This window comes from Plantactinospora sonchi (genome assembly GCF_036422035.1).
In the GTDB taxonomy this organism is placed as follows: Bacteria; Actinomycetota; Actinomycetes; order Mycobacteriales; family Micromonosporaceae; genus Plantactinospora; species Plantactinospora sonchi.
Genome location: NZ_JAZGQK010000001.1, coordinates 477574 through 492024, shown reverse-complemented (window position 1 = coordinate 492024; position 14451 = coordinate 477574). Strand labels below are relative to the sequence as shown.

At 70.5% G+C, this 14451-nt stretch carries 13 protein-coding genes, 1 tRNA gene, 1 other RNA gene and 1 pseudogene; 2 read left to right on the top strand and 14 right to left on the bottom strand.

Annotated elements, in window-relative coordinates:
* Positions 1-109: 109 nt before the first annotated feature.
* From V1633_RS02215 to pruA, 13 genes are all read right to left on the bottom strand, one after another.
* Positions 110-337 carry a TM2 domain-containing protein gene (locus V1633_RS02215; RefSeq protein WP_331212376.1) on the bottom strand — a complete coding sequence of 76 codons (228 nt, stop codon included), beginning with the start codon at positions 335-337 and terminating at the stop codon, positions 110-112.
* A 195-nt stretch (positions 338-532) separates the two neighbouring features.
* Entirely contained in the window at positions 533-838 is a 306-nt protein-coding gene (locus tag V1633_RS02210) for a nitroreductase family protein (RefSeq protein WP_331212375.1), read from the bottom strand.
* Positions 839-1498: 660 nt separating this feature from the next.
* Positions 1499-1571 (bottom strand) — tRNA-Ala (locus tag V1633_RS02205).
* Between the two features lie 110 nt (positions 1572-1681).
* Entirely contained in the window at positions 1682-2272 is a 591-nt protein-coding gene (locus tag V1633_RS02200; protein ID WP_331212423.1) for a YqgE/AlgH family protein, read from the bottom strand.
* A gap of 261 nt (positions 2273-2533) precedes the next feature.
* The gene (locus tag V1633_RS02195; RefSeq protein WP_331212374.1) at positions 2534-3082 is read right to left on the bottom strand and encodes a hypothetical protein; all 549 of its coding nucleotides are present in this window, start codon (positions 3080-3082) and stop codon (positions 2534-2536) included.
* 287 nt (positions 3083-3369) lie between these two features.
* Positions 3370-3745: a transfer-messenger RNA gene (ssrA, locus tag V1633_RS02190) on the bottom strand.
* 287 nt (positions 3746-4032) lie between these two features.
* Complete coding sequence (gene smpB / locus V1633_RS02185; protein ID WP_331212373.1) at positions 4033-4509, bottom strand: SsrA-binding protein SmpB; 477 nt, start codon at positions 4507-4509, stop codon at positions 4033-4035.
* Positions 4510-4674: 165 nt separating this feature from the next.
* The gene (ftsX, locus tag V1633_RS02180) at positions 4675-5550 is read right to left on the bottom strand and encodes a permease-like cell division protein FtsX (protein WP_331212372.1); all 876 of its coding nucleotides are present in this window, start codon (positions 5548-5550) and stop codon (positions 4675-4677) included.
* An 81-nt stretch (positions 5551-5631) separates the two neighbouring features.
* Positions 5632-6312: a cell division ATP-binding protein FtsE gene (ftsE, locus tag V1633_RS02175; RefSeq protein WP_331212371.1), complete on the bottom strand. Its 681-nt coding sequence runs from the start codon at positions 6310-6312 to the stop codon at positions 5632-5634.
* A gap of 164 nt (positions 6313-6476) precedes the next feature.
* Entirely contained in the window at positions 6477-7598 is a 1122-nt protein-coding gene (prfB, locus tag V1633_RS02170; protein WP_331212370.1) for a peptide chain release factor 2, read from the bottom strand.
* Between the two features lie 91 nt (positions 7599-7689).
* On the bottom strand, positions 7690-8205 hold the full coding sequence (locus tag V1633_RS02165; RefSeq protein ID WP_331212369.1) for a PadR family transcriptional regulator: 516 nt from the start codon (positions 8203-8205) through the stop codon (positions 7690-7692).
* A gap of 46 nt (positions 8206-8251) precedes the next feature.
* Positions 8252-9409, bottom strand: a complete 1158-nt coding sequence (locus V1633_RS02160) for a serine/threonine-protein kinase (protein ID WP_331212368.1) — start codon at positions 9407-9409, stop codon at positions 8252-8254.
* A gap of 304 nt (positions 9410-9713) precedes the next feature.
* On the bottom strand, positions 9714-11342 hold the full coding sequence (gene pruA / locus V1633_RS02155) for an L-glutamate gamma-semialdehyde dehydrogenase (protein ID WP_331212367.1): 1629 nt from the start codon (positions 11340-11342) through the stop codon (positions 9714-9716).
* 407 nt (positions 11343-11749) lie between these two features.
* Between pruA and V1633_RS02150 the strand changes: the two are divergent.
* A pseudogene (locus tag V1633_RS02150) lies at positions 11750-12721 on the top strand (hypothetical protein); the annotation flags it as partial.
* Positions 12722-13126: 405 nt separating this feature from the next.
* Here the strand turns inward: V1633_RS02150 and V1633_RS02145 are convergent.
* Complete coding sequence (locus V1633_RS02145; RefSeq protein WP_331212365.1) at positions 13127-13639, bottom strand: DUF6912 family protein; 513 nt, start codon at positions 13637-13639, stop codon at positions 13127-13129.
* Positions 13640-14090: 451 nt separating this feature from the next.
* Between V1633_RS02145 and V1633_RS02140 the strand changes: the two genes are divergently transcribed.
* A complete protein-coding gene (locus V1633_RS02140; RefSeq protein ID WP_331212364.1) occupies positions 14091-14318 on the top strand; it encodes a helix-turn-helix domain-containing protein in 228 nt (75 codons plus the stop codon).
* Positions 14319-14451 lie beyond the last annotated feature (133 nt).

The following is a 14451-nucleotide window of genomic DNA, read 5'->3' as shown; positions in this document are numbered from 1 at the left end:
GCACCCGCGCGCCCCCCCGCGGGGGGGGGGCGCCCCCCCCCCCCCCCCCCCCCCCCCCCCCCCCCCCCCCCGGGGGGGGGGGGGCCCCCGCTTCGTGTTCGACCGCGGGTCAGCGGGCCAGCTCGAGGCCCTGCTTGTCGGTGAACTTGCCGATCAGGATCATGATGAAGTCGATCAGCACCCAGAGGCCGAGGCCGCCGAAGGTGACGATCATGAGAATTCCGGTGCCGATCTTGCCCACGTAGAACCGGTGCACCCCGAAACCACCGAGGAAGAAGCAGAGCAGCACCGCGACGAGCCAGGACTTCTGGCCGGTCGCCTGACCGGTAGCGGACATGGTTATTCCTTTCAGGACAGACTAAGCAGGGTGCGTCGAGGGTCGACGCGACACGCGACCGCCGGATAACTGGGGGTACGGCAGGCGCGACGATCGCGCACACTACCGCAATCCGACGCCTCGTGGTGTCCCCGATTCTGTCCCCGCGAGGCGAATCACGATCTGCCACGACCGATCGTCGCTGCGTCCGAGACGCTAATGACTGATAAACACCCGCTCGTACGACAGTCGGGGTAGCCGGTCGTACCACGCGTCCGGGGCTGGTCTGCCGATGTACACCACGACCAGCGCGCGGCGCCGACCATGGGGAAAGAACTCCTCGGTGACCTTGTCCGGCTCGAACCCGGTCATCGGTCCGGCGGCGAGCCCGATCGTGCGAACCCCGAGGATGAAATATCCGATCTGGAGGCAGGAATTCAGCAACGCGGACTCGGCCCGGGCGGACTCCTCGACGAAATAGATCTCCCCCACCTGTGGGAGGACCGGAAACTGCTCGGGCAAGTTCCGATGAAAGTCGAGATCGGCGACGAGTACCGCGCCGAGCGGGACAGCGGCCGTCCTGCCCTCGTTGCTGTCCCACCGGGACGAGGCGGCTCCTCGCCTCCACCGAGCGGACCAGGGCCACCCGCAGCGGAGGTGCCCGGCCCTGGTGGAGATTCCACAACCGAGCGAGGCGATACCGGACCAGGCCAAGCAGCAGCACCCGGCGTCGGCCGAGCAGGTCACCGGCCCAGGCCGCCGAGCATCATCAGCCGCCGGAGACCAGGATGTACACGTCCATCACCCAGGTCCCGGTCCGTCGGGGCGACACCGAGGTCGCGTCGAATGGAGGGCAGCGCGACGTAGACGATTCCGGTACTTCCGTGGCTCGTCCCCGGGCGACCGTGGGGCCGAGACCGGCGGCCTGGCCGCCGCCTCGGCAGGCATCCGGTCCTTGCCGATGCCCGGCCGGTCCGTTGATCAACACGCAGCCGCCGGTGCCGGCGCGCACTGGCAATCCCGGCCGCCGAATCACCGAAACACCCAGTCAGCCCCATCTCGCCCAGTTCGCCGTGAACCGGCGGGCAGCGGCGTGGGGGATCACGTCGACCCTCGACGAACAAAAAGGCAGGCCGATCGACTCCAGTCAAAGACTGGGACGATCGGCCTGCCAAAACAAGGTGGAGCCGAGGGGACTCGAACCCCTGACCCCCACACTGCCAGTGTGGTGCGCTACCAGCTGCGCCACGGCCCCTTGCTCACCTGCCTGCCCGGTCTCCCGGGCACCCACGGAATAGTACACACCTCCGGCGCCCCGGTCATCCGGGGCCCCCACCGCCCCGCCGCCGTCCGGACCGGGCACGGTCAGTTCATCAGTACGTCCGGCGGGAAGTGGGCGACCGCGGCCATGATGCCGCCCTGGCGGCGCAGCACCATCGCCCAGAGATCATCCGGCCGCTCCATGAAGGCGTCGCCGGGCAGCGCGTCCAGGACGAACCACGACCCACGGGCGACCTCCTCCTCCACCTGTCCGGGCGACCAGCCGGAGTAGCCGGCGAAGACCCGGATCCCGGTGACCGCGTCCCGGAGCCGATCCGGGTCGACCGACAGGTCGACCGTGCCGACCGAGCCGCTGACCTGGTGAATGCCTTTCACCCGCTGGTTCGGCGTACGCATTCTGGCCAGGCAGATCGCGGACTCCGGCTGTACGGGGCCGCCCTCGAAGAGCACCGCCGGGTCCCGGGCCAACCCGCCCCAGGCGCCCAGCACCTCGGAGACCGGGACCTCGGTCGCCCGGTTGAGCACCACACCGAGTGCGCCACCGGGCTCGTGGGCGACCAGCAGCACCACGGTCCGGTCAAAGTTGGGGTCCTTCAACGCGGGAGTCGCGACCAGCAGTTGCCCGGTCATCGACTCCATCGACCGTCCCCCGATCGCCTGCCCCTCACCGAACACGCCAGCCACCCGCTACTCGGCCCGCCCGGACGACACGAATCGCAGACCGGGCCGCCGGGTCGGGTCGCCGGACGGTCCCGCCGCCGACCGTGGTGGGCCGGCCCATTCCGCAGCGTCGACGGTGATCCTGCGCGCAGTAAACGCCATGCCTCGCACCATAGCCTGCACCACTGGGGATGGTTAAGGTCTGGAGGGCCAGTCCATTGAGCGCTTTGTCGACACGTCGGCGAGCGGGAGGCGCGATGGCGGATCCGTCGGGCTTCAGGTCTCTCCACCGATGTCCGTCTGGTACGCCTCGTAGACCAGGTCCGCCCCGTGCTGTCGGTGACGGGACAGTTCCCGCAGCAGGTCCGTGGCCCAGCTGCGGACCTGCACCGTGGAGGTCTCGGGCAGCCCCACCCGGTGCTGTAGGACGGCGAGCGTGGCCACCACCGCCGCATGCTCGCGAATCAGCAGGTGCACGCCCCGCGCCAACCGTGGCGCGTGGTCGAGGAGTTCGGCGTAGAGCCCGTCGGTCCCCTCGGTCACGTCCATGTGTTCGGCGAACGCCGTCCGGAGCCCGGTCAGCCGGTTTCCGAGCCGGCGCCGCCAACCGGGATCTCTGACCGGTGCGGCGACGGCCGCCTCCAACAGGTGGATCTCGTGGAGCAAGGCGGCCCGATTGCGCCGTGCGGCCCGGAGCGCCGCCGCCGGGGGCAGGGCGGCGGGGGTCGCCGGGGTCGTCCGTACGCTGGGCGGCGCGGCCGTGGACGGGACGCCGGGGACCGCCGGACGGGGAATCGACAGGTGCTGGATCGGGTCGGTCGGCATGACCACCTCCCGCACGGGATGACTACCACCGGTACGCCCGATCGTGGTGCCGTGTGCCGCCGCTGTCCACCCTCCGGGCCCGCCTCATTCACCCCGTTTGCCCCAGAGTCCCCAAGCGTCCCAGGAACCCCATCAGGTCGAGGCGAGACCGGCTGGACGTCGGGCGGAGAGCCGGGCCGGGAGGAGCGCCGGGCTGGTGCGGCGGGCAGCGGCCCCGCGCGGCTGCCCGGGCCGGGGCGGAAGACAGCTGCGCCCCGGTCAGAATGACCGGGGCGCAACCAAGGTGTCCGTGGAGGTGCCGGGAATCGAACCCGGGTCCTTCGTCGCCTTGCCAGGGCTTCTCCGAGCGCAGCTCGCTGTGCCTCTACTCGGCCCCTCCGATCACGCGAGCGAGTCGGTGTGACGGGCCCAGTCGCTGATTAATCTCGCCGCACGAACCCCGCGACCGGGTTCGATTGGCCAGCCTCCTAGCTGATGCCGGCTAACTGGGCCGAAGGCACTCCCAGGCCGACAGACTAGCTACTCGCCTCAGGCGGCGAGAGCGTAGTCAGCGCGATTGCTCTTGGCGCTTATTGGTTTCCGACGAACGATTCTCGAGACGACGTCGGCTTCCTCGGCTCGCTTCCCCTGCCTCAACGTACGAAGTCGAAACCAGTCACCCCCTGGTAAGCCACCTGACCGCAACCGTGATCCGATCCACGACCATGGCCGGTGGAGCCTGCTCAACACACACTGGTCGAGTGGACGGCTGCCCGTCGACCACCCCTAGCGTAACGCCTCACCCGGACAACTTCATTCCGGATACCCGCCCGGCACGTCCCGCCGACCGGACGATGCGGCCGGTACGGGCCCGAACCGGCTCGGACCATGCCCCTGCCACTGCCGGGACCGGCCGGACGGGGTGGCCCGAACCGGACGGGTGGTCCGTCCGGCCCCGGACACGTCGTCGACTAATCCATCCCCTTGCCACGCCGGCCGCTCACCCGGAGGATCTCCCGCTCGGCGTCCCGCTTGGCCAGGTCCTGACGCTTGTCGTACGCCTTCTTGCCCTTGGCCAGTCCGATCTCGACCTTGGCCCAGCCGTCGGAGAAGTAGACGGACAGCGGCACCAGGGTGAGCCCAGACTCCCGCAGCTTGCCGATCAGCCGGATGATCTCCTGCCGGTTGAGCAGCAACTTCCGGGTACGTCGTGGCTCGTGGTTGGTCCAGGTGCCCTGGGCGTACTCCGGGATGTGCATGCCGTGCAGGTAGATCTCGCCGTCCCGTTCCTGGGCGAAGGCGTCGACCAGGGACGCCCGTCCGGCGCGCAACGACTTGACCTCGGTGCCGGTCAACGCCATTCCCGCCTCGTACGTGTCGAGGATGGCATAGTCGTGCCGCGCCTTGCGGTTGGAGGCGACGACCTTGCGCCCCTTCTCCCGTGGCATGGCGCCACACCCCCTCATCTGCTGGACAACCGCGCAATGCTACCTCGCGACCCAGGGCCCCCGGCTCGCGCTTTTCCGCGCCAACCGGGGGCCCTGGGTACGGCACCGGTGCCCTGAGGCGTCGGGACCGGGGCGACCCACCGCGGGGTGCCCGGTCCCGGAAAGCTATACCCGCAGGTAGAAGCGGAGCGTCACCCAGGCGGTGACCGCGCTGACCAGCCCGCCGACCCCGGCCATGAAGGGCAGCATCAGCAGGACCGTGCCCCACTGGATCGGGGTGAGCAGATCGGTCAGGTCCCGTAGCGAGCCGTCGAGCAGGACGACCTTGCCGACCACGATCAGACCGAAGCCGATGATCGCACCGAGCAGGCCGGCGACCACCGCCTCCAGCACGAACGGCGCCTGGATGAACCAGTTGGAGGCGCCGACCAGTTTCATGACCGCCACCTCGCGGCGCTTGCTGTAGGCCGCCACCTGGATCGTGTTCGCGACCAGCAGGAGAGCCGCGATCGCCATCACCGAGGCCGCCGCCAGCGCCATGTTCTGGATCGCGCCGAGGATGTTGAAGATCTGTTCGAGGAGTCGACGCTGGTCGATGATGTCGTCGATCCCCTCCTTGTCCTTGTACTGGTCGAAGATCTGCTGGTACTGCTCGGGATTCTTCAGGTTGATCCGGAACGACTCGGGCAGCTTGTCCGCCTGCACCGCGTTGACCAGGTCGGGCGAGTCGGCGAACAGCTGCTTGAACCGCTCGTACGCCTCCTCCTTGGTCTCGTGCTTGACCTCCCGGACCAGCGAGTTGCCCTCAAGCTCCGCCTGCAGCTCGGTGCGCTGCTGCTCGGTGATCGCGGCATCAAGGAATATCGAGACCTCGATGTCCTTGTAGTAGGCGTCTTTCATGGCGTCGACCTGGAGGTACATCAGGCCGCTCGCGCCGAGCATGGTGAGTGAGACCGCCATCGTGATGATCATCGCGATGGTCATGGTCACGTTCCGCCACAGTCCGACCATCACCTCGGACAGGACGTATTTCAAGCGCATCGGGGGGTTCCTTCCGGATCTCCGCAGGGGGGTCGTTCGTCGTCGAATCAGAGCCGTCGGAGCGGGTCCGACGCGGCCCGGTCAGCCGTAGACACCCCGCGCCTGGTCCCGGACGATCCGACCGCTCTCGATCTCGATGACACGACGACGCATCTGGTTCACGATGTTGGAGTCGTGCGTGACCATCACGACCGTGGTGCCGGTGCGGTTGATCCGGTCCAGCAGACGCATGATCTCGATTGACGTGTCCGGGTCGAGGTTTCCGGTCGGCTCGTCGGCCAGCAGGATCAGTGGTCGGTTGACAAAGGCGCGGGCCACCGCGACACGCTGCTGCTCACCACCGGAGAGTTCGTGCGGGTACCGGTGCTCCTTGCCGCCGAGCCCGACCAGTTCCAGCACCTCGGGTACGACCCGGCGGGCGACCGCCTTGGTCTTGCCGATCACCTCGAGGGCGAACGCGACGTTCTCGTACGCGGTGCGGTTGGGCAGCAGCCGGAAGTCCTGGAAGACGCAACCGATCGAGCGACGGAAGTTGGGGATCTTCCAGGACCGCATCGAGGTGACGTCCTTGTTGTTCACGACGACCCGCCCCTTGGTCGGGGTGACCTCGTGCAGCAACAGCTTGATGATCGTCGACTTGCCGGATCCGGAGGGACCGATGAAGAAGACGAACTCACCCTTCTCGATCGAGACCGACACGCTGTCGAGCGATGGCCGGGACGCCTTCGGGTACGTCTTCGTCACTTGCTCAAGCTGAATCACGGGTGGTGAGTCTACGCGTCGTAACGAAAAGGCCAAGACCGGAGCCCGGCCTGTCCGCCCGACATTTGTGCAAAATTTGCGCTGCGTTGATCCCCGCTCACACCGTGCACACGTTGGCGATCAATTGTGTCAACGCACCGCGTCGACACCGACGCGAGGCGTGTTCACGCCGCGTCGCCGGCGAGCTGGCGCTGCTTCCGCCAACGGATTCCTGCCTCGATAAACGGGTCAAGGTCTCCGTCGAACACCGAAGCCGGGTTGCCCGTCTCCTGTTCGGTACGCAGATCCTTCACCATCTGATAAGGGTGCAGGACGTACGAGCGCATCTGGTCGCCCCACGAGCCCGCCGCGTTCTCCTTGAGCCCTTCGAGCTTGGCCTGCTCCTCCTGGCGCTTGCGCTCCAGCAGCCGGGCCTGGAGCACCCGCAGCGCGGAGGCCTTGTTCTGCAGTTGGGACTTCTCGTTCTGACAGGTCACCACGATGCCGGTCGGAATGTGGGTCAGTCGCACCGCCGAGTCGGTGGTGTTGACGCTCTGCCCACCCGGGCCGGAGGAGCGGTACACGTCGACCCGTACCTCGTTCTCCGGGATGTCGATGTGGTCCGTCTGCTCGGTGACCGGCAGGACCTCGACGCCGGCGAAGCTGGTCTGCCGACGACCCTGGTTGTCGAACGGGCTGATCCGGACCAGTCGGTGCGTGCCCGACTCGACACTGAGCGTGCCGTACGCGTACGGGACCTTGACCGCGAAGGTGGCCGACTTCAGGCCCGCCTCCTCGGCGTACGACGTCTCGTAGACCTCGGTCGGGTAGCCGTGCCGCTCGGCCCAGCGCAGGTACATCCGGAGCAGCATCTCGGCGAAGTCGGCCGCGTCCACGCCACCGGCTCCGGCCCGGATCGCCACCAGCGCCTCCCGGGAGTCGTACTCCCCGGAGAGCAGGGTGCGGACCTCCAGCTCCTGGATCGCCTTCCGCAGGCCGCCGATCTCCGCCTCGACCTCGCCGAGCACCCCCGCGTCCGCCTCCGCCTCGGCGAGTTCGAGCAGCACCCGGGCGTCGTCGAGCCGGCCGCGCAGGCTCTCCAGCTTGCTGAGCTCGCCGTTGACGTACGAGAGCTTGGAGGTCACCTCCTGGGCGCGGGCCTGGTCGTCCCAGAGATCCGGCGCGGAGGCCGCCTCCTCGAGCTCTGCCTTGTTCTGACGCAGCCGGTCGACATCGAGGACAGCCTCGATGTTGCGCAGGGTGGCGTCAAGATCCTTAAGTTGGTCGGAGTACTCGGCAGCGGTCACGACAGTCAAGAGTACTGGTCGCCCGGACGACCGGACCGTCGCGGCGACGAACCGCGCCGGAGGTTGGCTCCCGGGGGCCCCGCCGGCCCGGTCAGCTGGCCGGTGCGCTCTTCAGCCAGGAGAGTGCCGCCTTGTGGTACGCCACCGCGAACTCGAGCGCGGCCGCCCCGTACGAGTCGCCGGCCTTTTTCGCGTCCCGGGCCTGCTCACGGGCTGACGCCAGGGCCTCGGTGTGATACTCGTTCGCGTTGCTGTAGAGGGCACGCATCTGGTTCGCCGAGTGCTGCGGGCCGAAGGCGACCCGGAGCGCGGTCGGGTTCCGGATCGTGTCCCGGCCCGGCACCTCGGTCAGCCAACGGGAAAATGTCCGTTTTCCGGCCGCAGTGATCGCGTACGGCTGACTGGACCGGGGGCCGGGCTTGCCGAGCCGCACCAGTCCCTGGTCGGCCAGGGCCGGCAGTTCCCGGTAGACCTGGCTCCGGGTCATCGACCAGTACGGCGCCAGACGCCGCTCAGCGGCGGCCATCAACTGACCGCCGGTCATCGGTCCTTCATGGAGCAGCCCGAGCAGGGCTGCCGCAGTGGGGTTGATACCAACATCCGCCATGGCCTCCACGCTGCCACTTTGCTGGCGCCGCGTCCAGGATTTGCCACTATCCGCTGGTCAAAGTCTCCATTGTGCACTGTCTGTGGACGACAGTCGGATGAGGACGATCAATGGATGGGCACGCGGCGGCCCGGCCGAACTGATCGACCGGGGACGATGGCCCGACGGGGCCGCCCGACGGCGGCACGGCCCGGCGCCCGGGCGGTTCCAGGGCCTCGACGCGACCTGTGCCAATTGGGGAGGTTAGTAAAGTTTCATCGCTTATGTAGCCATTTGCCGGAACCGCCCCGACTCGACGTGGCCACCAGCCGACCTGGTCAGCGGCGGGCGGGGGCAGTGCGCTGACCCCGTCCAGGGCCGGTTCCAGCCCCCGTAGTCGGGCGGCGGCCCGGGCCGCGTCCGGGCGGTCGGCGGGATCGGCCGCCAGGCAGTCCTCGAGGAACCGCCAGACGACCGCCGGCAGCCCCGGCGGCGGTACGGGTCGGCAGGTCCGGTGCCGCTCGCGCACCTGCTCCGGACTACCGCCCCGGTACGGGCTGCGCCCGCAGACGAGTTCGTACAGCACGATACCGAGCGCGTAGACGTCGCCGGCCGGGGTGGGACCGACGTCCGGGGCCGCGTACTCCGGAGCGGCGTACTCGGGAGTGGGACCGACCGCCGGGAACCGCGCCGCAGCGGCGTACCCCCGGGTGGGCCCGACCGCCGGCAGGTCGACACCGGTGCCGATTCGGCGGGCCGCCCCGAAGCCGACCAGCCGTACCGGGCCGCCGTCGGCCGGCAGCAGGAGGTTGGCCGGCCGGACGTCGCCGTGCACGACGCCCCGGCGGTGCAGGTAGGTCAACACCTCGGCCAGCCGGGCCACCAGGCCCGCCGCGCCGGCCGGCGGCAGTGGTCCGGCACCGGCCGACCGGCGGCCCAGGTCGGTACCCTCGACCAGCTCCGTCACCAGCGCCCGGTGCGCCCCCTCCCCGCGCACGTCGAGGACCCTGACCAGGCACGGATGGTCGAGGCTGGCGACGAGGTCGGTCTCGGCGGTGAACGCGGCCACCCGACCGGGCAGCTCGTCGGGCCGGTCCACGGCCCGCAGCACGGTGACCGCGACCGTCGTCCGGTCGGTCAGGTCGACCGCCCGCCAGACCACCCCGTTGATCCCGTGCCCGATCTTCCGTTGAAGTTCGTAACGGCCGTCCAGCACCCGGTCCATACCGCTCCTCCCTGGGCCGATCCCTCGCCGTCGGTCGCCGTCCGCCTCGCCCGACGGCCGCGCTCCCGGTCCGGTGATCGATCACGTTCCGTTCCGCAGAAGTCACGCTAAGGCGATCGCGACGGGGTACGGGTGGAGGGCACCACCCCTGGCACGAACCAGGGAGGGACGCTACAGCGACCCGGGCCGGGAGAGGTCGGCTCCGCGCGGGTGCGGGCCGGGCGGGCGGGAGCACGCCGCTCGTCGACCGGGTGGGCTCCGCCCCTGGTTCCCACCAGGGGCGGAGGCCGACCCGACGGCGTACTCAGCCCATGTGGGGGTAGCGGTGGTCGGTCGGCGGCACGAAGGTCTCCTTGACCGTGCGCGGCGACATCCACCGGACCAGGTTGTGCCAGGAACCGGCCTTGTCGTTGGTGCCGCTCGCCCGGGCCCCGCCGAACGGCTGCTGACCGACCACCGCGCCGGTCGGCTTGTCGTTGACGTAGAAGTTGCCGGCGGCGTACCGGAGGACCTCGCTGGTCTGGTCGATCACCCGGCGGTCGGTGGCGAAGATCGCCCCGGTGAGCGCGTACGGGGCGATCGACTCGGCCTGCCGGACCACCTCGTCGTAGCGGGCGTCGTCGTAGACGTGCACCCCGAGAATCGGGCCGAAGTACTCGGTGGTGAACGAGTCGTGCGCCGGGTCGTCGCACTCGAAGAGGGTGGGGCGGACGAAGTACCCCACCGAGTCGTCGGCGGTGCCACCGGCGACGATCCGGCAGGTGGGGTCGTTCGAGATCATGTCGAGCGCGGTGGTGTGCCGGGCGAACGCCTTGGCGTCGATCACCGCACCGCCGAAGTTGGTGAAGTCGGTGACGTCGCCGTACGCCAGCCCGTCGGCGGTGGCGGCGAGCCGGTCCCGCAGCCCGCCGTTCCAGAGCGACCGGGGCACGTACGCCCGCGAGGCGGCCGAGCACTTCTGCCCCTGGTACTCGTACGCGCCGCGGATCAGCGCGGTGTGCAGCGCGTCCACGTCGGCGCTGGCGTGCGCGACCACGAAGTCCTTGCCGCCGGTCTCGCCGACCAGCCGTGGGTAGCCCCGGTAGTTCGCGATGTTCTCCCCGACCATCCGCCAGAGCTTCTGGAACACCTTGGTCGAGCCGGTGAAGTGGATGCCGGCCAGGTCGGGGTCGGCGAGCGCCACCTCGGAGACGGCGATGCCGTCCCCGGTGACCATGTTGATCACACCCGGCGGCAGGCCGGCCGCCTCGAAGAGCCGCATGGTGAAGTGCGCGGCGAGTTGCTGGGTCGGCGCCGGCTTCCAGACCACGGTGTTGCCGAGCAGTGCCGGGGCGGCCGGCAGGTTGCCCGCGATCGCGGTGAAGTTGAACGGCGTGATCGCGTAGACGAAGCCCTCCAGCGGCCGGTGGTCGAACCGGTTCCACACACCGGGCGAGGAGAGCGGCTGCTCGGCGAGGAGCCGGCGGGCGAAGGCGACGTTGAACCGCAGGAAGTCGATCAGCTCACACGCGGAGTCGATCTCCGCCTGCACGGCGGTCTTCGACTGGCCGAGCATGGTCGCCGCGTTCAGGGTGTCCCGCCACGGCCCGGAGAGCAGATCGGCCGCACGGAGAAAAACCGCAGCCCGGTCTGCAAAGGACAAATCACGCCACATCGGGGCGGCTTGCTTCGCGGCCGTCACCGCCGCCAGCGCATCCGCGTTGGTTGCGTTGTGGGTGACCCCCAGCACATGCTGGTGCCGGTGCGGCTGCACGACGTCGATCGCGGCACCCGCGCCCATCCGTTGCGCACCGCCGATCGTCATCGGCAGGTCCCGCCGCTCGGCGGCCAACTCGCCGAGCCGGCGTTGCAGGCTGTCCCGCTCCGCGCTGCCGGGCGCGTAGTCGCGGACCGGCTCGTTGCGCGGCTCGGGTACGGAGAGAACGGCGTCCATGGTTTGCTCCCGGGCGATCTCGGCTACGGTGACGGGATCGGCCCCGCCGGGGCCGGCCGGTCGGCCGGTCACCCTGCCCCGGCACCCCGGGAATTCCGGGGAGTACGGGGGCGGGACCTGCGCCAATCCTCCCACGGGCCGATCTCCCGCCCCGTCCAGCGGGACATTGTCCCCACCCCGCCGACGCCGTTCGGCACAGCAGGTGGTGGCCGCCACAGCGGCGATCCCACCCGACCATCCCGTCGTACCGCCTCCCCGGGCAGCGTCGCCCGAGGTCGGGCACGGCCCCGGCCGACCGTACCGGCAGCGAACCGCCGCCCCGACCGGCCCGCGTACGCTGAGGAACCGGCGGCCGGCTCCGGCCCCATCGCCGTCGACGCGGCCGGTCAGCTCTTGAAGGGGAGATGATGACAGAAGAGTCCGGCACCACCGCGACCTCCGCCCCCGACCGACCGGTCGGATCGGAGTCGGGGGCGACCAGCGCCGCCCGGCCCGGAGTGCCCGTGTCGGCGCCCGGCGCTCCGGTGCTCGCCCTGCTGGCCATCGGCTGGCTCGCCGCGATGCTCTGGTCCGCGAAGTGGGCGATCACCTCCGCCGGGTTCACCTCGATCGCGATCACCTCCGCCGCGTACGCCCTGCCGGGCATCATCTCGGCGAGCCTGGTCAGCGGGGCGGCGGTCAGCCTCACCCTGGCCGCCGTGCTGAGCCGGTACGGCGTACATCGGGCCACTCCGCGCTTCGCGGCGGCGCTCGCCGCCGGCCTGGCGACCGGCCTGCTCGCCGCACTCGCGGTGAATCTCAGCTACGGCGACGGTTCGGCGATCATGGTCCTCGCCGGCACCACCGCCGCCGCCGCCACCGTCGGCGGCATCGCCGGCGGACTGCGCAACACCCTCGTGGTGGCCGCCGTCGTCACCGCCGGGCTCGCCGTCTTCGCGGTCGGGTTCGCCCTCAGCTACTTCCAGGAGCCACTGCTCTCCCTCTACGGCGCGGACGACACGTACACCTCCCAGTACACCGCCCTCCAGTGGTTCTCCTGGACGTCCTCGCTGGCCAGCGGGTTGGCCGCCGGCCTGCTGGCATTCGGCTACCTGCGGGTCGCCGGTCGCCGGGCCGCCGGTCGGGGTGCCGAGAGCACGCCGCTGCGCTGGCCGGCGTACCTGATCGCGGGCGGTGGCCCGGGGGTGCTGCTGCTCATCGCCGAGGTGCTCACCCGGACCGCCGGTGCCGAGGTGCTCCGGATGGCCGGCGCGGTCAGCGAGGCCGACCACGTCGGGCAGAGCTGGCTCGACGGTCAGCGGTTCGAGCACGTCATGGTGGTGTTCTTCGTCGGGGCGCTCACCACGGTCATCGCCTTCGGCCGGACCCTCCGTCCGGCCGACGGGTCGGCGGCCGAGGACCCGCCCCGGCCCGCCGGACCGGACGACCCGGGCGCGAGCGACCCCGGACCGGAGCCGACCGAGCTGAGCTGGCCCGACCCGGACCGGACCGACGAGGACCCGGCCGAGGAGGACCCGACGGACGAGGAACGGACCGTGGAGCGGCGGTCCGGCAGGGAGCGCGCCGAGACGTCCGCCGCGTTGGTGGGCGTCGGCGACGAGGAGTCGACGGCCAGCCCGGCGGCGGACTCGCCCGAGCCGGTCGGCGGCGCCGGCCGCTGAGACCCCGCCGACGGGCCGAACCGTCGAGCCGCCGGGTCAGCGTCACACGAGCCGTGCGCGTGGACGTCGGCTCGCGGGGAGAGCGTGTCGGTGGCAGGGGGTCGGCGTGACCGCCGGCCGGGGTCAGCGCGTCTGGTCGCAGACCGTGTCCAGTTCCGAGGCGTCGTACCACTCGAGTTCGTGGTCCTCGACACCGTCGACGGTGAACTGCGCGTCCGAGTCACCGGCCAGGGCCTGCTCGACCACGTCGACCGCCGCCGTGACGTCAGCCAGCGCGTCGACTCCGTCGACGTGGATCGCCGCGACGGCGCCGACGGCGATCCGCCCGTCGAGCCGTACGGTGCTGGAGCCGAGTTCCGGGTCGTGGCGACGCAGTGCCGGGGCGGGCAGGTCGGCGGAGACCACGACCCGCCGCCGGGGAGCGGTCGGATCGGCGTGGAGCAGTCGCAGCGCCTCCTGGGCCGCCCGGGTGAAGGCGACGTACTCGAGCTCCTCCTCGTCGCCCTCGGCGTACCACTCCCGCAGCTCCGGGGTGACCGCGTGGGCTCGTGGGGCCAGGATCCAGCCCTCCTGCCGCAACTCGGCGAGCATCGGCACGGTGGCCGGGACGTACACCCGGACGAGTTGTTCTGCCACGCTGGTCTCCCCCGCTCGACGCCTGCCCGCGACGGCAGCCGTCGCGCCACGCCGAGCACGGCCGGCGCCGTTTCCTCTGTCACCCGCGACCGTAGTACACCAGGCCCGGGCCGGATGGCAGCGGATCCGGGCCACGGATCGCCGATACGCGGCCGCACCCTGACCCGAAGATGCCCGGGCACCCTGACCCGACGATCCCCCGGGTACGCGGCCGCACCGTGGCCGGCGGATCACCGGTACCGACCGCCCGGGTGCGCCGGTCGTGCCGGGGCGAGGCGGCGGGCCGGCCGCGCCGGGGCGAGGAAGCGGGTCGGTCTCCGGTGCGGCTGCGGGGTCAACGGCCGGCGGGCGGCGGGCGTTCCGTCGCCCGCACGCGACCTTGACGGGCGAGGCGACCACGTCGTGGTCGATGGCAAACTAAGGCAACCACCGACCCGCTGGAGTTCTCTTCGTGGCACCGAGGTTCCTGCTGCTCTCCGACGTCGCCGCCGAGCTGAACGTCTCGGATTCGCAGGTCTACCACATGGTCCGCAGTGGTGAACTGCCGGCGATCAAGATCGGTGGCCGGGGGCAGTGGCGCGTCGAACGCGCCCGCCTGGAGGAATACATCCAGCGCAAGTACGCCGAGACGGCCGAGTGGGTGGCCGACAACCCGCTGGTGGAGCGGGCGCCCGAATAGTCTCCGGCCGGTCAACGGGTCCGGGACGCCCCATCCTGTCGGTGCCGCCGGTTAGTGTCCCGGTCAACCCACGGCTCGTCGCCCACTCCGCCTCCGTACGGAACTCGTGAGGATCCGGTCCTGCCCGGTCCCC